Source organism: Campylobacter sp., assembly GCF_019423325.1.
GTDB lineage: Bacteria > Campylobacterota > Campylobacteria > Campylobacterales > Campylobacteraceae > Campylobacter_B.
Genome location: NZ_JAHZBQ010000001.1, coordinates 518,812 through 537,993, shown reverse-complemented (window position 1 = coordinate 537,993; position 19,182 = coordinate 518,812). Strand labels below are relative to the sequence as shown.

The 19,182-nt window shown below is 46.0% G+C and carries 14 protein-coding genes; 11 read left to right on the top strand and 3 right to left on the bottom strand.

The annotated features are described in order from the left end of the window. Positions 1–562: 562 nt before the first annotated feature. On the bottom strand, positions 563–1,987 hold the full coding sequence (locus tag QZ367_RS02435; protein ID WP_291936877.1) for an SPFH domain-containing protein: 1,425 nt from the start codon (positions 1,985–1,987) through the stop codon (positions 563–565). A gap of 159 nt (positions 1,988–2,146) precedes the next feature. Between QZ367_RS02435 and QZ367_RS02430 the strand changes: the two genes are divergently transcribed. The 4 genes from QZ367_RS02430 to QZ367_RS02415 all read left to right on the top strand — a co-directional run bounded on the left by QZ367_RS02430 (position 2,147) and on the right by QZ367_RS02415 (position 4,836). Beyond that, positions 2,147–3,166, top strand: coding sequence for an ABC transporter substrate-binding protein (locus QZ367_RS02430; protein ID WP_291936874.1), 1,020 nt, complete (start codon positions 2,147–2,149; stop codon positions 3,164–3,166). Between the two features lie 500 nt (positions 3,167–3,666). Continuing rightward, positions 3,667–4,230, top strand: a complete 564-nt coding sequence (locus QZ367_RS02425) for an isoprenylcysteine carboxylmethyltransferase family protein (RefSeq protein ID WP_291936871.1) — start codon at positions 3,667–3,669, stop codon at positions 4,228–4,230. Between the two features lie 70 nt (positions 4,231–4,300). After that, on the top strand, positions 4,301–4,531 hold the full coding sequence (locus QZ367_RS02420) for a hypothetical protein (RefSeq protein ID WP_291936868.1): 231 nt from the start codon (positions 4,301–4,303) through the stop codon (positions 4,529–4,531). A 110-nt stretch (positions 4,532–4,641) separates the two neighbouring features. After that, positions 4,642–4,836, top strand: coding sequence for a hypothetical protein (locus tag QZ367_RS02415; protein ID WP_291936865.1), 195 nt, complete (start codon positions 4,642–4,644; stop codon positions 4,834–4,836). A gap of 240 nt (positions 4,837–5,076) precedes the next feature. Here QZ367_RS02415 and QZ367_RS02410 read toward each other — a convergent pair whose 3' ends face one another. Further along, positions 5,077–6,432, bottom strand: a complete 1,356-nt coding sequence (locus QZ367_RS02410) for an SH3 domain-containing C40 family peptidase (RefSeq protein ID WP_291936862.1) — start codon at positions 6,430–6,432, stop codon at positions 5,077–5,079. A 56-nt stretch (positions 6,433–6,488) separates the two neighbouring features. On the opposite strand from QZ367_RS02410, the gene QZ367_RS02405 reads away from it, so the two are divergent. Both QZ367_RS02405 and QZ367_RS02400 read left to right on the top strand, forming a co-directional pair. After that, complete coding sequence (locus QZ367_RS02405) at positions 6,489–7,826, top strand: AAA family ATPase (protein WP_291936859.1); 1,338 nt, start codon at positions 6,489–6,491, stop codon at positions 7,824–7,826. An 8-nt stretch (positions 7,827–7,834) separates the two neighbouring features. Further along, the gene (locus QZ367_RS02400) at positions 7,835–8,800 is read left to right on the top strand and encodes a DUF3137 domain-containing protein (RefSeq protein WP_291936857.1); all 966 of its coding nucleotides are present in this window, start codon (positions 7,835–7,837) and stop codon (positions 8,798–8,800) included. Between the two features lie 46 nt (positions 8,801–8,846). Here the strand turns inward: QZ367_RS02400 and QZ367_RS02395 are convergent, their stop codons facing one another. Next, on the bottom strand, positions 8,847–9,725 hold the full coding sequence (locus tag QZ367_RS02395; protein WP_291936854.1) for an aminotransferase class IV: 879 nt from the start codon (positions 9,723–9,725) through the stop codon (positions 8,847–8,849). Between the two features lie 83 nt (positions 9,726–9,808). Here QZ367_RS02395 and QZ367_RS02390 point away from each other — a divergent pair, with 83 nt between their 5' ends. From QZ367_RS02390 to QZ367_RS02370, 5 genes are all read left to right on the top strand, one after another. Then, positions 9,809–10,312 (top strand): hypothetical protein, encoded by a 504-nt coding sequence (locus QZ367_RS02390; protein WP_291936850.1) that lies wholly within the window; start codon positions 9,809–9,811, stop codon positions 10,310–10,312. A 412-nt stretch (positions 10,313–10,724) separates the two neighbouring features. Continuing rightward, complete coding sequence (locus QZ367_RS02385; protein WP_291936847.1) at positions 10,725–11,534, top strand: transporter substrate-binding domain-containing protein; 810 nt, start codon at positions 10,725–10,727, stop codon at positions 11,532–11,534. 94 nt (positions 11,535–11,628) lie between these two features. Continuing rightward, entirely contained in the window at positions 11,629–12,435 is an 807-nt protein-coding gene (locus QZ367_RS02380) for a transporter substrate-binding domain-containing protein (RefSeq protein ID WP_291936845.1), read from the top strand. A gap of 100 nt (positions 12,436–12,535) precedes the next feature. Beyond that, on the top strand, positions 12,536–13,339 hold the full coding sequence (locus QZ367_RS02375; RefSeq protein ID WP_291936842.1) for a transporter substrate-binding domain-containing protein: 804 nt from the start codon (positions 12,536–12,538) through the stop codon (positions 13,337–13,339). Between the two features lie 583 nt (positions 13,340–13,922). Further along, positions 13,923–18,395 carry a hypothetical protein gene (locus QZ367_RS02370; RefSeq protein ID WP_291936839.1) on the top strand — a complete coding sequence of 1,491 codons (4,473 nt, stop codon included), beginning with the start codon at positions 13,923–13,925 and terminating at the stop codon, positions 18,393–18,395. The last annotated feature ends 787 nt before the right edge of the window (positions 18,396–19,182 follow it).

Here is a 19,182-nt window from a genome sequence, read left to right as displayed (position 1 = left end):
GCTTCCTGAATTTCATCCGAACCGAATAAATTTAGCCTCGCATGGCGGCAAAATTTGACCGATAAACAGCAAGCTCAATCATTTGGCGGCAACCGATAACCGCTAAGCGTAGCCTATTGCAGGTAGCCGCGCGTCCTAAATTTTAAATCTCGCTTTGCCAATTTTTTAAAATTTACCCGCAGTTTCGGCGCTCTGCGAATACTTGCGATACCGCACCGCTTCCAAACGCTACGCACGGAAGGCTTAAAATTTTACTAGCATTTAAAATTTCGAGGCATTTAAATTCCGCGATGTTTTAAAATTCCACGGCATTTTAAAATTTCACGACGTTTTAAATTCCAGCGAAATTCGAAATTTCGCGAGTATTTGAAATTTCACAATCTTTAAAATTCCGCTAGCGCCTTAAATTTTATCCGATGCGAGTAGGTAAACCGCCCGAGCGGACAGATCACTCAAATTTACTCATCCCGCGCTGTGCCACCAGCTATTACTCAAATTTACTCTCGTCTGCAGAGCTGCTAGCGTATAAATTTAAAATTTTACTTGCCCCAGGCTGCGAATATTACTCGGATTTGTCCTCACTCTTGGCGCCTGAAATTTTATCCAGCACCTTTTTGCCGACCTCGCTTTGATTTAGCGCTTCAAGCATCGCGGCTAGCTGCGTGCCGCCTTTGGCGCTTAAAATTTCGCCGAATTTACTCATCCCCTCGCCCACGCTGCCTTCGTTTGCGATGATCTTAAGATCCGCCGAGCTTAGCGCCTTGGCCTGCTCTAGTCCGATGTCGCGGTTCGCTTCGATCTGTTTGATCGAAATGAGATAGGTCTGATAGCCCTGATTTTCGCCGATCTCGCGCGCCAGCTCGATCTGCGCGTTTACGGGTGCGAGCTCTTTTAGCCTAAGCGCCTCGGCCTCTGCAGAGCCTATCTTTAGCGTACCCTGCGCTTCTTTGTCCTTCATTTCCAAAAGCGCCGCGGCGGCGAGAAACTGCTTCTCTTTATCGCCCTGCGCTACTAAAATTTGATTTTCCTTGATCGCTTCGGCGTCGCGAATTTTCGCGTTTTTACGCGCTTCGGCGTCGATCTCGATCTTGCGCTGCTCCTGCTCGGCCTTTACGATCTCTACTTGCTTTTTGATCTCGGCCTGCTTGACGTCGTTTACCCGCACGACCTCCATCGCCTTTTCCTGCGTGATCTTTTGCTGATCCTTGATGAGCTGCTCGGCCTGCTCCTTTGAGATCGCGACCTCTCGCTCGTTTTCGACGGTTTTAAGGCCTACCATCTTATTGGCCTCCTGCTGGCGCACTTCGGTTGCCTGTGCGGCTTCGATCTCGGCGATCTGGGCGAGCTTGGTGTTGTTTGCCACTTCGACGCGGCTTTCCTTTTCGATCTGGGATTTTTTCTTCTCCATGATGTTTAAGATGACCTTACTGCCGCTGCTATCTCGGATATCCATTAGCTCGATGTTTTTAACGGGCTCGATACCCCAGTTTTGCAGCTGCGTCTTTACCGCCTTGGTAAAATCATCTCCGAGCTCGGAGCGGATCTGCAAGATGTCCTCAAGCACGCGGCTCGAAAGGATCGAGCGGATCGAGCCTTGAATGATATTTCTAAGCTGATTGTTAAGATCCTCAAAATTATTGACACGTTGCGCAGCTAAATTTGAATCCATAATCCTAAAAAACGCCGTGATATCGACGACGAAAGGAAGCCTGCCTAGATCATACGCCTCGTAATCCTCGATCTTGATGCTAAAAACAGAGACCGGCAAAACGATCTTCGTAACGCCCAGCACCGGCACCCAGCTTGGGAATTCATAATAGCTGTTGCCGTTACCGGTATCTTTGCCGTAGCTCGTCGTCTTGCGCGCGCTTTGGACGATATGAACTTCATTCGTCTCCACTATGCGCCTGAAAAACAGCGGCACGATGATAAAAAGCGCGATTAGAACCCCGACGGCGGCGCCTATCAAATATAAAATTTCACCCATTTTCTCTCCTTTAAAAATGCTAAATTTAAAATGGATTATATAAAAATTTACTTTGAAAAATAATAAATAATCGCGGCGACAGCGGTTAAAATTTACGCAATTTTAATGAGGTTTTTTGTAATATCGCGACATATATTTCAATACCGTTTAGGAGAAAAAATGAAAAAATTTTTACTACTGCTTTTGGCGGGTGCGCTTTTTGCGAGCGCGGCAGAGCTTAGAACTATCAAGGATATGGACGGAGCTGAGGTCAAAATCCCCGCAAAAGTTGAGCGTATCGCGGCACTCTGGCACTCGAACAATCAAATTTTACTGGCTCTGGGCGGAGCGGATAAGATCGTCGCTACCACCGATAACATTAGCAAAAACTCGTGGTTTCTTAAAATTTATCCGCGCCTGGTGCAGATCCCCGTGCTGCTAAAAAATAACGATGTAAATTTAGAGGAGCTGATGAGCCGCAACCCCGACGTAGTCATAGTTCCAACCGCACTGGCAGGCGAAAATTTAGCCAAACAGGGCTTTACCGTTTTAAAGGCGAGCTTTAGCGATTACGAGCAGATGAGGCGCAGCATCAGGATGTGTGGCGATATGCTAGGCGGCGACGGACCGCAAAGAGCGAAGGATCTGATCTCAAATCTCGATAAAAATATCGCTTTGGTTAGCAGCCGCACCGCGAATTTAAGCCCCGATAAGCGTCCGCGCGTCCTTCACATCGTAGGCGGGAGCGATCTTTTAAAGATCGACGGCAAGGGCACGCTGATCGACTCGTGGATAGAGCTGGCCGGCGGAACGAATGCGATCACCGCCACCAAAGGCCCGATGAAGACTATCACCGCCGAGGAGATCATCGCTAGCAACCCGCAGATCATAATCGTGGGCGGCGATCACAACGAAGATGCGGTAGAGAAGATCAAATCTAGCCCGATCTACAGCGGCACGGATGCGGTCAAAAATGGACGCGTTTACGGCAATCCGCGCGGGGTTTTCAACTGGGATCGATACGGCGCGGATACGGTGCTTCAAATTTTATGGGCGGCCAAAACTATCCAGCCGGAGCTTTTTGCCGACATCGACGTAAAAGCCGAAACGAAGGCGTTTTATAAAAAATTTATGAATTACGAGCTAAGCGATACGGAATTTGGATATATTTTAAAAGGACTTAGCCCGGAGGGTAAATAAGACGCGGCACCGAAGCAACGGCGTCAGCGCCGCACCTAGTAGGAAGCATCCGTGCCGAATCTCTCATCAGTGGCGGCACATCGGTACAGAATGTTTCATCGTGCAACGCACATCGGTGCCGAGCAGGCCGCCCGTCCTATCTCGACACCGGATAGACAAATCATCTAGTCATACGGGCGGGCGTCGTCGTATCGTCAAAACAAGCGCCGCTATCTCGCATTTTGGCGCGTTGAAGTGCGGATGCCGTCCACATAAAGCGCAGATCTCATCATTGCTCGGCGCGTCGATACCCAAATGAGCGGCGTCGCTATCGTATTGCCTTACCGAAGCGACATCCTAGGCGGGCGCGTGCCGAGCAAACATAGCCGCAGTATGTCAAACGGGCGGTGCGAGGCGAAATAAAATTTAAACCCACGGCAGGCGAAAAAGGGCAAAGCAACGGCAAGCAAACAAGGGTAAAACAAAGCTACAATATAAAATTTAAAGCTAAAGGGGCGGTCATGGAAATTTCATTTTTTACGACGCTTGAGCCTGCTCTAGCGGGCGCTTGGAAACCCTCATTTGCGATGGTGTTGATACAGTTCACGTATATGTTTATCTACAAAGAGGTCGGCAAGCGCGCCACCGATACCTCGTGGTACACGCTCGCGGATAAGCGAAATGCGATCATAAGCTCGCTGCTGCAAGTAGCGCTGCTCATTTTGTCGGTGTTCGTGCCGCTTAAGACGGGCAGCGCATGGTTTTGGATCGGAGCGGTGATCTACGTAGCGGCTTTTGCGGGCTTCATCAAGGCTTTTTACGACTATGCGGCGGCCCCTGCGGACAGAGCTGCACAGAGCGGTATCTACCGGCTATCGCGCAATCCAATGTATTTCTTTTATTTCCTCGGCATAGCGGGCGTTTGTATCGCCTCGGCGTCGCTGTGGCTACTCATAGCGATAGTGCCCTTTGCCATATACAACCACCTCGTAGTCCTCGGCGAGGAGCGCTACTGCGAGCAAGCCTACGGACAGGAGTATCTAAAGTATAAACGCAAAACGCCGAGATATTTTTTGTTTTTCTAAGGGGAGGGTAAAACCTAGGGCATGCCGCAGTTCTAGACGTTTTATAAAATTTTGGCACTAAGGAGAGAGTATGTTCGTAAGGAAAAATTTGGCGCTCGTCGCCGCTTTGTTTCTAGCGTTTTGTCTAAACGCCACCGCGGGCGAGCCGAGGACGGTTAAAGATATGCTCGAAAACGTCGTCGAGCTGCCGGAGAAAGTAAGCAAAGTAGCCTCGCTTTGCAACGCAAGCAACCAAATCATCCTCGTAGGCGGCGCAGAGCTTGGATACATACTGCACGGCCTGGGCCTAGACGGCAAATGACGCACGCTCCCGCTTGCGGCAAAAATAGCTTCGGCTGAAGTCTGGGCGCGTTTAGAGCCGTCTGCACATTTAGCGAAAAAGCGTTTCTTAAAATTTTAAGGGCCGAGCGAATGAAATTTTACCTGGCTCGCGACGGCTCCTTTAAAATTTCAAACGAAATTTTAAAGCAAAATTTTACCGACGGCGCAAGGATATGTATATTGGTGATGAAGACACGAAATGTAAAATTTAGCGATACGCCGAGCAGACACGACGAAACAGCAAACGTATCGCCAGTAAGAACTACACAAGAGGAGATGTTTTAGACGAAGCGATTTGCAAGGGACGGCGGCGAGCGCGCTTATACCCGCGAGCTTCTATCCATAGCGGCGAGCAGTTCGCGCCTGCATACACAAACAAGACATCGTTTTTCGATAGCGGCGACGGCTTGCACTCATCTCAGTAGCGCGCGGTTCGCTCTTTTTTACATGCATCCGGTTCTCGTCGCTTGCTTTTTTCTGAGGCCATTGCCCATAACCCGCTCTTTATTTTTTACGAGGCGCTGCCTAATTCGCGCCGAAATCTGCAGAGCCGAACCGATCGTCCGAGATAGCGTCATCCTCGCCCGAAAGCACGCTCATAGCGCTGATACGCGAGATCAGCAGGCGATCCTCGGCGATGTCCGCTCGATCCGAGCCGATAGTAAGCGACGTAATCGCCGTGCGCCCGATGACTGCGCGCCCGCCGTCCATCGTGCGAAGCCCCCAGATGTCGTGCAGCACCGCGGGCTTGCCGTCCACCTGCCCTACGTAGAGCATCACGTGGCCGGGCATATACAGCAGCGTTTTATACGCCACGCCGTTTTTGCCAATGAAGCTAAGCTTTTCATCCGCGCTCATCCCAGCCAGCGAAAAACGCTCGCCGCGAGCTGATTGCGCCTTGGAATTTCGCGGCAGCCACAGCCCGAAATTTGCCAAAAAGTCTTTCGTCATAAGCGAGCAATCGCGAAGAAATTTATACCCACCCCAGCCGTATTTCTGCCCGAGCAGGCTAGCGGCTACGATCTTTGAGTTTTGCTCATCAAGCGGCGCGGGCCAAAGCCTCGCATCCTCCGCGCTGACGAAATATCTCTTGCCGCCAAACTGCGTTAAAATTTCGCCGCCGAAACCGCTCCGTACGCCGAGTGTGCCGCCAAGATCGCGCTCGCCGCTAAAATCATACGGCAGGATCGTGCCGGTGCGCGCTCTAAAAAGCTCCGTGCCGCTTTCATCATAAACGACTGCGCCGTCGCGCAGAATCGTTATAAATTTAGAATTTGCATAGATATCCGCCTGCTGCGGACTGATGCGCTTTATCGCGTCGCTTCTGATCCAGCTCCACACGCCGTCGTTGCGCACGAACGCCCACGCACCGTCTCTGCTGTAATGCGACAGCAGCATCGGATAGCCCACGCCCACGGCGGAATTTGCGGCGTAATCAAACGGCTCTCCCTCCCCCGGCTCGCTCGGATCGCCGAAAATCGGCAGATCGCTTGGGATATTTCGCAGAAGCGCATTTTTTACCGTTATCGCGGGCACGGAGATTAGCCCGAATGCCTCTTCGTTCGCATTTATGCGGATGCTTTGGTAGATCGCGTCGTTATATATCCTGCCCGCGGCGTCAAAGTGGCGTCCCTTGGCGTAATTAAGCCCCCAAAACGTGTCGATTTCGGCTTTAATCGGCGCATCGTCAAACCAAATTTTAAAATAGCGGCTCTTAAACGCGCTTCCGCTTATGTTTTGCACCGAGGCGGGAGCGGGCAGCCGCTCGCTGTTTTGAGCGTAATCAAGATCTAAAACCGCGGGATTTTCCGGGATAAACTTATGGGTGGCGCAACCTGCAAGGATTAAAGCCGCGAAGATGAGAGATACTAGTCGTTTCAAACAAAATGCCTTTTAAAAAATTTTGGCTATAATTTTGCCAAAAAATAGGAAAAAACTTGATAAATTTCATAATCCAAAAGCTAAAAGATCGCAATATTTTCATCACGGGCGGCGCAGGCGTGGGCAAAAGCTACGTAATAAAAAGCGTCATCGAAAACTACCGCGCTCGCGGCAAGCTCGTCATCGTGCTCGGCAGCACCGGCATCAGCGCCGTAGAGATCGGCGGCGTGACCGTGCATAGCTTCTTCCGCTTCGGCATTTGCAAAAACCACGAGGAGCTAAAGAGCTTCGATCGCAAACAAAGCGGCAAACTAAGCGAGCTGCGAAAAATTTTAGCCCTCGCAGACCTCATCGTGATCGATGAAATTTCGATGATCGGCGCCGAGCTTTTCGAGATGATCTATCTTAGAATTTCAAATTCTAAATTTAACGGACGGCTGCTCGTCACGGGCGATTTTTATCAGCTTCCGCCGGTGCGTAAAGAGGGTGAGAGCGCGCCGCGCGCGAGCCTATTTAGCGACTCGGATTACGCCTTCGGATCGTACGCGTGGAGGCAGTGCGAGTTTTTTTACGTCGAGATGATAGGCTCTAAGCGCACCGCAGATGCGGCGCTATACCGCCTGCTTTGCGAGCTGCGGCTCGGCATCACAAGCGAGCAGACGGCGGAGCTGATGCGATCTTTGCTCATCGATGCCGCGCAAGCCGAGCCGAACGCTACGATAATCTCGGGTAGAAACGCCGAAGTAGATGCGATAAATAACGCCAGACTAGCCAAGCTTAATGCGCCGCAGAGCAGCTTTGAGGGCGTTTATGAAGCGCTGCAAAGCGGCGTGAGCGAGCAGAAAATTCAAAAATGGATCGCCTCGCTAAACACGCCGCAAAGTCTGACGCTAAAAGAAGGCGCAAAGGTGCTGTTTACCGCAAATAAAAGCGGCGAGTTTTTTAACGGCGAGCAAGGCGTCGTCGAAAAGATCGAAAAAAGCTCCGGCGACGAGATCGAAAGCGTGGTCGTAAAAAAGCCCTCGGGCATACTAAGCCGCGTGGGGCTGCAAACATACGAACTAAGCGAGATCGCCGCGAGCGGCGCGGATGCCGAGCAGATCGTGCTGGCGCGGTATTATCAGTTCCCGCTCAAGCTCGCATACGCCATCACGATCCACAAATCCCAAGGCATGAGCATTCCACAGCTCATCTGCGACATCGACAGGATCTTTGCCAAGGGGCAGCTCTACGTGGCGCTTTCGCGAGCGACGAGCCTTGCGGGGCTCGGGGTGATATATACGCGCGCAGAGCCCTTGCTGCGGTATTTGCAGCGCAACGTAAGCGCGGACGAGGCTGTGGTGAAATTTTATCAAGAGAACGAATTTTATAAAATTTCGGATCAAAAAATTTAAGGAAACGCATGCAACTAGACAGGGCGATAGCGCTAAGTAGAGCCAAACAAAAAAAGTGTATTTGCAAGGTAGTGATGATCTATGCCAAGATAGTATTTTTGTATCTGTTCCCATTTATCGTGATGTTTGCGATCGATGCGGTATTTAAAACAGACGATGATACGGATTACAAGATGATCGAAGTTTATCTTATCTACGCGGTGCTTTTGATTATTTATGTTGCTTGCATTTACGACGGCATTGCAGACGCCGCTTATGAATATAAACTATTTTACAAAAAAGTTTTGGTGCGCACGGCGATCTCGCAGGCGTATCCGCAGCTTACTTATTCGCCAGGCCGCGGCATAAGCGCGAAGGAATTCAGGCGAGCGGGAATCTTTGCAAACTCCGATTTTATCAGCGAAGATGAGATAAAAGGCGAATGGGATGGGGTAAAATTTAGCCTTAGCGAGGCGATTAGAATCAAAAAGAACTACGATCTGGGCATAGACAATACCTATGTGAAGCTAGCTTCGCTTGCAATGAGCTTATATGATGCGTATATGGATTTTAACGGCAGCGTGCTGATATGCGAATTCGGCAAGAGATTTTACGCCAAAACCATCTTGGCGAGCCGCGAGCTAAATACAAAAATTTTAGGCGAGAAGGAGCTAATGGACAATGTCATTTTTAATAGCGAATTTCGCGTGTTTACTGATGACAAGGTCGAAGCTCGATATCTATTGACGCCCGCGCTGATGGAGCGACTAAACGAGCTAAAGCGATGCTACTATAAATTTAGCATAAGTGCGGCGTTTATGGATAATAAATTTTACCTATTTCTAAACGGCGCGCCGAACCGCTTTGAAACAGAGCTATTTAGCATACCTCCGACAACCGGAACAGCGTATGCTCATCAATACGAACTGTCTGAAATTTTAGAATTAGTAAGCGAGCTGGGTCACATAACCGGGGAGCTAGAAAGCAAAATTTAATCAGCCCGCATAGTTTAAATTTAACGGGCTAAATTTGACCGCCCTATTACAGTCCCGCTTCGGCTCTTAGCCGCGCGGCGTACATCTCGCGCAGGCGCGGTACGTATTTACCGACTGTGCCGCCCCCGATCGCTCTGCCGTCTGCCTTTACGATCGGCAGCACCATCAGCGTCGCCGCGCTGATAAAGGCTTCATCGGCTTCATAAACCTCGCTCATTCCAAACGCTCGTTGTTCCACACGAAGTCCCGCCTGCTCGGCAAGGCCTAAGATCACCTTGCGGCGGATGCCGGGCAGTATGTCGTTTGAAAGCGGCCGCGTGATAAGGACGTCATCTTTGATGATAAACGCGCTGGAGCTCGAACACTCGGTAACTAGCCCGTCCTCGATCAAAAAGCACTCATAAGCGCCCGCCTTGTGGGCCTCGTGCTTTAAGATGCACTGCGCGAGAAGCGAGATCGATTTTATATCGCGCCTATGCCAGCGGATCTCGGGCAGGCTTACGATCTCGATCCCCTCTTTTGCGAGCGGATTATCAAAAATTTGCGTATGATACACAAAAGCAAAGACGCTAGGTTCTATGCCGCGGACGTAGTCAAAATCGCGCATAGCCGCACCTCTTGTGATCTGAGTGTAGAAAGCGCCCTCGCTCACGCCGCCCTGCGCGATGAGCTCATATAAAATTTCCTCATATTTTTCGCGAGAATACGGGATCTTTAGCTCGATCTGCGCGGCGCTACGCTCAAAGCGCTCCCAAAAATCCGCTCTGTCGCAAATTTTAGAATTTACCACGGGTGCTACTTCATAGATGCCGTCTCCAAGCACGAAACCGCGATCAAAAGGGCTTATCGCAGCCTCTTTGGCTTTGCAAAATTTGCCGTTAATATAAACTATCTCATCGCCGCTCATTCCGCTGATTTCAAACATAATCGCTCCTTGAAATTTCGCGCTATTTTATCTTATAACAATTTAATTTAAGATATAATGCCGCAAAAATCGAAGGAGCTCCGATGGATAAATCAAATTTTAAAGATAGACTTTTAGATATTATGTTTCATGTATCGCATAAACCCGTGCTTTTCCGTGATCTGCTCGAAGCCAACGCCGAGTTTAACGACGGAATGCTCGTCGATCCTTCGAAGCTAAATTTTAAATTTAACTACGGCAAATCCTACGTTATCTTCGCTTGCTTCGCATTCGTCTGCGTTATGTTTCTGATAACGCTGACGCACGCGATGTTTGAAAAGATCGACTTTCACTTCTCCATTTTATTTACGATCATAGCAACATCTGCGGTTTTTATCGGCTTTGATTGCTTTAAAGCGTGGGCTAGAAAAAAGCTTACTCACGAGCTCATCAAACGCGCTTGGGCGAACCATTTCCTCTACTTTCCTTACGAAAAATATAGCCGCATAGTCGAAAATATCTACAACGAAGCGCTCAAAAATGACGTGCCTAGGCGCGAGCTAGAACAATACGTGCTAAGCAAAATCGTAGAAGTTGGCGAAAAATAGTTTTAAAATACCGCAAAATTCTATAACACAAAACAGCATTTCAACCCAAGCAAATTTTAAAATTTTATTGCGAAATATGCGGCACGTAGGCAAGACGTAAAAATTCTAGCTCGAAAAGCAAGCAGGTATGATGGATGAATTCCAAATTAAAATTCTATGCCGATACAGTAAAAACTGCACCGTAAATTACGATAGATAAATTTTAATCAAAGCTTATACTTTCCTGCGCCACATTTCGCTACGGCTAAATTTCACTTCATAAAATTTATCTATCGTTTCTTAAATTCTAATCTCGTTCTCTTACTACCGATTTAGCAATCCGTATTATGTAATTGAAGTTATGTTTAACTATTTTAGGGTAAAATCACGCAATATCTAAGAGATAATATTAAATTTAAGAAAAGGATAGTTTATGAAGCTACTTTTTTGCATTATTTTTACGCTTTGCAGCAATGTTTTTGCGGGCAGTTTGGAGCAGATCAGATCTGCCGGAGTCGTTAAAATCGGTGTTCGTGATGGTAGGCCACCTTTTAGTGATGAAAAAAGTGGTAATTTCGAAGGCTTTGAAATCAACCTTGCAGATGCTATAGCTAAGAGCATATTCGGTGATAAGCGCGGTAGAGTCGAGTTCGTCCCTTTAAACGCCAGCGATAGGATCTCTGCATTACAAAACGATAAGGTAGATCTTGCAGTCGCGACCATCACGATAACGCAAGATAGAAAAAGGCAAATCGACTTTTCTTATCCATATTTCTCGATGAGCTTGGGAGTTTTGACGCGTAAAAGCGATGGCATCAAAAGTATAGACGATCTTTCAAACAAAAAGGTCCTAGTAGAGGGTAGCGGGACTACAGCAGAAAATTTTTTGTATAAAAATAAAATCCACAATCTAATCCATTGCTCCATTACTACCGAATGCTACGATATGCTTAAACAAGGCAAAGCCGATGCTTACGTTAACGATAATCTCATTGTACTAGCTTATTCCATTATCGACGACAACTTAGAAGTAGCAATCCAAAATCTAGGTAATCCGGAATTCTTAGGCATCGGGGTGCGCAAAGGCAATACCGAATTGCTTGATCTGATAAATAAAGAGCTTGTTACACTTAGCAAGCAGGGCTTTTTCGAACGTTCTTACGATGAAACTTTCAAGCCATTTTATCAAGGCGCTGCAGATAAAAAATATTTCTTACTAGATGGGCTCTATGCTATATTTTAGGACGGAATTTAGCAGTGTTTTATCTAACGCCTTCGACTAAAACATCATTTATTATAAGCGGATAATATGCGAAATCCCATTTTAAGGACATAAAATGAAACTACTTTTTATAGCGGTTCTATTTTGTGCGGCGCTTTTTGCCGATAGCCTAGATCAAATTAGACAAAACGGCGTCATTCGCATCGGAGTGCGCGACGCCCATCCACCGCTTTGCGAGTCTAATGGCGGCAAATTTGAAGGATTTGAAATCGATCTTGCAAACGCTATTGCTAAAGAAATTTTCGGCAAAAAAGAGGGCAAAATCGAGTTCATCCCACTAAGCGTAAATGATAGAATTCCATTTTTAGAGGCAAATAAGCTTGATTTGGTGATCGGTCTATTTAGCATCACAAACGAACGAAAAAGAAAGATCGATTTCTCCCTCCCCTACCTCTCCGTAAATTTGGGCGTATTAACGCGCAAAGCCGACGCTTTTACCGATATCGCGCAGCTTCATGATAAAAAGATCGTATTCGAAGGCGACGCGACAGTAGCAGAGAGATTTTTCAAAAACAAAGGATTTAAAAATTTAGGCCATTGCGCTTCGGCTAAGGAATGCTACGAAATGATTCGAAATGGCGATGCGGACGGCTATATAAATGATAATCTCATCGTGCTTGCATATTCCGTCATCGACGATATATTGGAAGTGCCGTTTAAAAATTTAGGGCCGAGCGATTTTATAGGCATCGGCGTGCAAAAAGATAATAAAGAACTGCTTGATTTCGTCAATGCAGAGCTCATTAAGCTGAGCAAAGAGGGCTTTTTCAAAAAGGCCTACGAGCAGAGCTTTGATCCATTCTATCGCGGTACGGTGGATAAGAAATATTTTCTGCTAGATGGAATTTATAATATACTCTAATAGCTTGCTTTAAATTTTGGGTTCGGCTTTTAAAATTTTAGCAAATAAAATTTCCTGCTTAGTTTGAAAGCGGAAAAGAGATTAAATTTAAGGATTTGCCATGAAATTGCTTCTTGCAATGTTACTACCATTTATCGTTGCTTTCGCCGATAGTTTGGAACAGATTAGATCAAAAGGCGTCGTTCGCATCGGCGTTTACGACGGACAGCCTCCTTTTAGCGAGCTGAACGATGGAACTTTTGAGGGTTTTGAGGTTACGATGGCGCAGGCCATAGCAAATGATCTTTTCGGCGAAAAAGGCGGCAGAATCGAGCTTGTGCCGATGAAGGTCGAGGATAGAATTCCAGCACTAGTAAACAACCGCGTAGATATCGTCATCGCTACGATTACCATTACGCCTGAACGCGCGCAGCAGATCGATTTTTCAACACCGTATTTTTCAGTAAATCTTGGGGTTTTAACCCGCAAAGCCGATAGAATAAAATCCTTAGCCGATCTGAAAGAGAAGAGAATTTTACTCGAAAGCGGCGGTACGGGCGAGGCATTTTTTAAACAAGAGGGTTTTGGAAATTTTACATTTTGCAAGATCGCCAGAGAGTGCTACCGCATGCTAAAAGACGGCGACGTGGACGCCTACGCGACCGATAATCTAATCGCGATGGCATATCCGGTAGTCGATAGCGAGGTAGAAGTGCCGCTTAAAACTCTAGGCAAGCCTGATTTCATGGGTATTGGCGTGCAGAAAGGTAATAAAGAGCTACTAGACTTCGTCAATGCAGAGCTTATAAAGCTAAGCAAAGAAGGCTTTTTTGAAAAGGCATACGAAGGGACCTTTAATCCATTTTATCACGGCGCTGCGGATAAAAGATATTTCTTGCTAGATGGAATTTACAGCTTCTTGTAGGATTTGCGGCTCATTTTAAAATTTATTACGCAAGATTTATCACGTAAATTTTATCTCCTGCTTGCTATGCTTTAGCTCTTGCAGAATGGATCACATAAAATTTATCGCGCAATATTGCTTGTTTAAATTTTTCAAAAAAGCTTTTTCGCGGGCGAAACGGCATTTATATAAAATTCCGCTCGTTTAAAAATTATCTTGCATAAATTCTACTGAGTTTTGCAGCGCGCAGACTTTTGTTTCGTCCTTTTAAAATTTACCCTGCATAAATTCTACTGCAGTTTGGAATTGCTAAAATAAATTTAGCTCAGATTTTTATTATTTCAAATTTTACTCAAAATCTCTTTACTAGGATTTTTTTACCACTTGCAATCCACTCGAAATACCCCCCCCCCCCCCCACTAAAAAAGGTTAAATTTTTCAGCCAGGAATTTATTCTGCGCAAAGAGTAAATTTTTATTACTTAAAATTACAAACGCAGCCCCCTCTGTCAAAGACTAACCAGCGCTTCTTTAAAATTTCATATTGCAAACTGATCTATTTTTATGTATAATCGCAAACTTTATGAATTTTAAAGGATCAATATATGAAAAAATCCATCTGCTCCTCTATGCTTAGCCTCGCAGCGGTGCTCGCACTAGCACCCGCACAAGCGCTTTGCAATGCAGATTCTAATCCGCCGCTTATCCATACCCATAATAACCTCTATTCGGCAGGATTTAGCGGCAATACTAGCGGCAGCGGAAGCACTAGCCCAAATGGCAATATTACGACGATTACGGGCGTTGTAAGCGGCGGGACGGACTACTCCGGCAGCGTGATTTACGGTGGAGGAAGTGGCGACGGGATCGCGGGCTTTACCGAGTTAAACTCTGCCTCCAACAATAGACTTACGATTAGAGGCACAAACGCCTACGTGGGTATTGCAATAGGCGCCGAAGCCAAGGGGGTATCAGATAATTACGTGAGCTTAGAAAATGGCTCTAAGGTAAATTTAGTCGTGGGCGGGCAAGGCATAGCGGCGTCAAAAACGGGTAACGAAGGCGAAGCGACGCGAAATCAGGTTTTTGTAAAATACGGCGCCGAAATTACGGGAAATGCCGATAACTTCGGCGGTAGCTCAAATAGACATTATAATATCATCGGCGGCAGAAGCGGAGCGGACAAAAAAACCTCCTCTAACGCCGTAACGATCGACGGGGGTACTATCGGCAACGGCTCCGTTACAAACGTAATCGTAGGCGGCATAGTAAGCGGCAGCGGTGATGCCGTATCAAATAGAATAACTATCAAAGGCGGCACGTTTAGAGGGAGCTTCGATATATTCGGCGCTCAATCCTCCACGGGAAAAAGCAGCTACAATAGCGTCAATATAACGGTGCCTTATTATGGCAGCACAAACACTATTACTCTAAACGGAAGCGGTAGAATTTGGGGCGCAGCGGGTGGAAGCGGAAGCTCTAGCGCAAACTCCGTATCCATAAGCGCAAAGCTAAAAGCGCAAAATTACCAAGTAGTAGGCGGTCAAGCAAATAGTGCTAGCGTAATGAGCGCAAATCGCGTAGAAATCAACAACGACGATGTGATCGTAGGCAGCGTCACGGGCTCTTTGGGCGGCGCCTCAAGCTCGCGAAGCGTAGTTGATCTTTACAAAGGTACCGTAAAAGGCGATGTCGCGGCAGCAAGCGGCATTGCAGGCGAATCGGACGGCGATAGAGTTACTCTAGGAGCGTTCGATTCTAACAAAGGCGTGCATATCGGCGGTAATGTCTATGGCGCACGCGCAGGAAGCGTCAAAAATGCAGTCGTTTATATCAATAAAGAAAGAACGACGATAGCAGGAGACGTCTATGCAGGCTATGCTACAAGCGGCAGCGTCGAGAATAGCAACGTAAATTTTAGAGGCGGCACGATAAGCGGTACAATCTACGGTAGCAATAAGCCTACGGATAAAACTAATACCTTACATATCGAAAATTGGGTCGGCGGCGGCATTAAAAAAGCTAAAGATATTAAGAATTTCGGCTCTATAAATTTTCACGATCTATATTCCACTACCGAAGCTGATGCGCCGCTTACTCTAACTACTAGCGGCAATACAAATTTAAACGGCACAAAGATAGAGGGTATAAAATCAGATTTAGGCGAAGGAAAGTACTATCTAATCCATAATTCAGGCAGCGGCACGATCACTAGAGCCGCGCAAACCGTGCAAGATAATCAAATTTATACGATTACCGACAAAGATCACTATCAAATCACCGGCACCACGATCGAAGTCGAAAACAATAAGAATTTAATTATGCAGAAAGGCACACTAACTCGTTCTTGGATAGACCCCAACTTCGATCAAAGCGAGCTAATGCAAAATCAAAATTCCAACAAGGCTGCGGGCGCTACTGAGCTATTCGGCAATAAAGGAAACACCGTAATAATAAAGGAGAATGCAGGCAATCTAGGCGGCAAAAACATAAGCTCGGGCAGAGACGACGCTACCGACGGAAGCAACAGCGTCCACGATAACTACGCCAAGATCAAGGGCGGAAGCAGCATAGGCGAGATCGACGGCGGGTATTCAAATTCCGCTACCCCACAAGAAATTTATAATAACCACGTAACCTTCGAAGCAAGCGGAATAGACGTGGGGTATGTAAATGCGGGCATCACCCACAGCAGTAGCGGCGGCGGAAACGTCCACGACAATAGCGTAACTACGAATGCTACGATAATCCGCAATAGCATTTACGGCGGCAATACTAGCAACGGAGAAGCTAAATCCAATATCGTAACTATAAACAACGGCAGCGTAGGAGCAATGGCGGTAGGCGGCAAGGGAAACAGCGCGATTTCCAACACCATAACTCTTAACTCGGTAAACGTAGGCGGAAGCGTATACGGCGGAAAGGCTAGCGGCACCGCTTCCTCCAACACTGTAAATTTAAACGGCAACACGCAAGTTGCTGGCAACGTCTACGCAGCGGAAGCCGCTAGCGGCAGCAACAACGTAGTAAATTTCAGAAGCGGCAGCGTAGCAGGCACGATATACGGAGTATCTAGCGCAAACGCTAGCAATTCTGGCAATAGCCTAAATATCCTATCTTCAAACTCGGGCAATGGCCTAAATGCGAGGAATTTTGCAAATTTTAATAAATTAGAATTTAACTTAGCCTCCCTTAGCGAGATTGAAAACGATGCTTCATCAAGTACCAAAAAAGCTTTAAGCTTGACGGGTTCTGGCAATACCGATCTAAGCGGTACCGATATATTCGTAAATTCCTCAAACGAATTTAACGCTTTAAACAATGCAAGCTATCCAGATGGCGATAATAAGAAATACACACTTGCCTATAAAAGCGGAGGCGGTAAATTTACCGGATATGATCCGCGCTTTAAAGACAAGGGCTACGTAACTCAGCTAAATAAAAACTATGTCATAAAAGATGCCAATACCTTTAGCAGAAACATAGGCGGTATGCATATAAGCGAGGATGAGCGGGAGCTTTATATCCAAAAGCTTATTAAGACTAACGAGAGCATAAACGGAGACTTTGATGCGGATGAGCTACAGAAATATCTAGGTGCCGGCGGTCTTAACGGAAATAACATAGATATAGGCAAAGCGGGGGAAGATAAGAATTTTAACGCTAGAAATATCCACGCAGCAGGCGCAAATAATACGTTAAATTTTATTAGCGGTCACAATGTAGGCGTAATAAGCGCAAGCGGTAGCGGCAACACCCTTAACATAGGAGCTAGCAATAGCTCTCCTGCGGCAGTAAATTCCTTAAGCGCTAAAAATATTAGCGGCTTTGACAGGCTAAATTTTTTCCTTCCCAGCTCTATTAGAGCAGGCGATAGCGTACTTACTCTAAGCGATCCTACCGCTAACACAGATCTAAGCAACGTAAGCAATATCACGGCTTATATCAGCGGAGTAAGCGGCCCGTTAAGTCCAAGCAGCGAGATTCATCTAATCAATAAGCAAGGAAGCGGCAGCCTTATAACTCCTAACGCAGCCAATATGCATGCAACGCTAAATGTAGGAGTAAGCCTAAGCTATAGCCCTAAAATTTATCAAAGCGGCAATTATCTAAATTTAGGCTTTGATGCTTCCTCGGCTCCTAGCGCGCGCGTAAGCTCTAATACCAAATCCTTCGCAGAAACCCGTGCTGCAAGCTTAGCCAGCTTAAAGAGCGGAAGCGAGTTAATCACCAACTACCTAGATAAGCTAATACCTGACGGACACTTAGAGCTATTTCCTTTTGCTATAAGCGAAGCTTATGATCTAAGATATGAGACTGGTTCGCACGTAAATTCCAAAGGTTACGGAGTAGCAGCAGGACTTGCCAGCTTAACTGAGAATTTCGCAGGAGATATCTTAAGCGGAGTATTCGTAGAATACGGAAAAGCAAACTATGATAGCTACTTAGATAGCGGCCTACATGCAGATGGAGATAGTGAGTATATAGGCGGAGGCTTGATGCTAAAGCAAAACTTTACTAGTGGTACCTACCTTGATGCAAGCTTTCACGTAGGTAAGATAAGTAGCGACTACAATAGTAACGACTGGACCTATGCCATAGCTCCTGGAGTATTAGCTCATAATGAGAAGTTTGATATAAGCTCAACCTATATGGCTACTCATATAGGAATAGGTCAGATCTTTGATCTAAGCCAAAGTAATAAACTAGACGTTTATACTAAATGGCTATATGCTTATACAGATGATGCAGATGCTACCATAAGCTCTGGCGAGAGATATCACTTTGATAGCGTTACATCTAATAGAGTAAGAGCGGGTATTAGAGATACTATAAATTTAAAAGACGAGCATAACTTATATGTAGGAGGCGCATATGAGTATGAGTTTAAAGGGGATGCTAAAGCATCTACTATGGGACTTGACGCTCCTAAGCCTAGCCTAAAGGGTTCAACCGGAGTATTTGAAGCAGGCTATAAATACGATAGCAAAAACCTTATCCTTAGCCTAGGAGGCAAGGGCTACGTAGGCAAAACAAGAGGTGCGGCTATCAATGCAGGGTTTGAGATTATGTTTTAAAGGCGAGCAAGCCCTAGCTCACACATCTATAAAATCAAATCCTATACTTAATTTCAGGGGCGGGAGATTTCTCGCCCCTTTTTAAATTTAGATGCTATGCACTAGATAAATTTCATAGCTTCGCTCTTATGCAGATAGTTATCTTAATTAAACGCGCCGTATCTACCCGCGTGAAATTTTACCGCAAGCGCCGCAAGATAATTCATAAAATTCTATGCCGCTTTAAAATTTATCAATACGAAAGAATTTAGGCTCAATTCGCAGAGGAATTTCATAGTCTGCTTTATTTTTAAAGAACTGGCGCAATATTAGGTTCTTTTACCAAAGCCAAAAAAGCTTGTCAAAGCAGCAATACCATCATTATTGGCTTTATTGCTAAGGCCGGTGCCTTTTATTTATATCCTGCGCTTTATATTTTAAAAGTGAAGCTACGAAATTTCTAAGTAAAAGTGAAATTGTATAAGAAAGATCTTGCAAAACTTAAAATTATAAAATTTTAAAACTGCTTGTCTTAGAATTTATAAGCAAAATTTCGTAAGGTCTAAATTTTTAAAATTTTAAAATTCCGTGCTTTAGAATTTCAAATTTCAACACGCTTCTCATTAAGGTTTGGGCTAAATTTTAAATTTTAGGCAATTAAATTTTAAAATTCTGCGCCTAAATCTTGCCTGCGAATTTTAAAATTACCCAGCGCAGTTTTGATCGTTCGCTTCAAAGATGCGACCTGTTATAAAACTACGCGAAACAAGTCTTGGCACGAGCTTTGCTTTAGCTACACAAAGCCTTA

Excerpts from the sequence above, each read along its gene's own strand:
- QZ367_RS02420 (WP_291936868.1), top strand. The coding sequence starts at position 4,301 with ATGTTCGTAAGGAAAAATTTGGCGCTCGTCGCCGCTTTGTTTCTAGCG.
- QZ367_RS02425 (WP_291936871.1), top strand. The coding sequence starts at position 3,667 with ATGGAAATTTCATTTTTTACGACGCTTGAGCCTGCTCTAGCGGGCGCT.
- QZ367_RS02375 (WP_291936842.1), top strand. The coding sequence starts at position 12,536 with ATGAAATTGCTTCTTGCAATGTTACTACCATTTATCGTTGCTTTCGCC.
- QZ367_RS02415 (WP_291936865.1), top strand. The coding sequence starts at position 4,642 with ATGAAATTTTACCTGGCTCGCGACGGCTCCTTTAAAATTTCAAACGAA.
- QZ367_RS02370 (WP_291936839.1), top strand. The coding sequence starts at position 13,923 with ATGAAAAAATCCATCTGCTCCTCTATGCTTAGCCTCGCAGCGGTGCTC.
- QZ367_RS02400 (WP_291936857.1), top strand. The coding sequence starts at position 7,835 with ATGCAACTAGACAGGGCGATAGCGCTAAGTAGAGCCAAACAAAAAAAG.
- QZ367_RS02395 (WP_291936854.1), bottom strand. The coding sequence starts at position 9,725 with ATGTTTGAAATCAGCGGAATGAGCGGCGATGAGATAGTTTATATTAAC.
- QZ367_RS02390 (WP_291936850.1), top strand. The coding sequence starts at position 9,809 with ATGGATAAATCAAATTTTAAAGATAGACTTTTAGATATTATGTTTCAT.
- QZ367_RS02385 (WP_291936847.1), top strand. The coding sequence starts at position 10,725 with ATGAAGCTACTTTTTTGCATTATTTTTACGCTTTGCAGCAATGTTTTT.
- QZ367_RS02435 (WP_291936877.1), bottom strand. The coding sequence starts at position 1,987 with ATGGGTGAAATTTTATATTTGATAGGCGCCGCCGTCGGGGTTCTAATC.
- QZ367_RS02430 (WP_291936874.1), top strand. The coding sequence starts at position 2,147 with ATGAAAAAATTTTTACTACTGCTTTTGGCGGGTGCGCTTTTTGCGAGC.
- QZ367_RS02380 (WP_291936845.1), top strand. The coding sequence starts at position 11,629 with ATGAAACTACTTTTTATAGCGGTTCTATTTTGTGCGGCGCTTTTTGCC.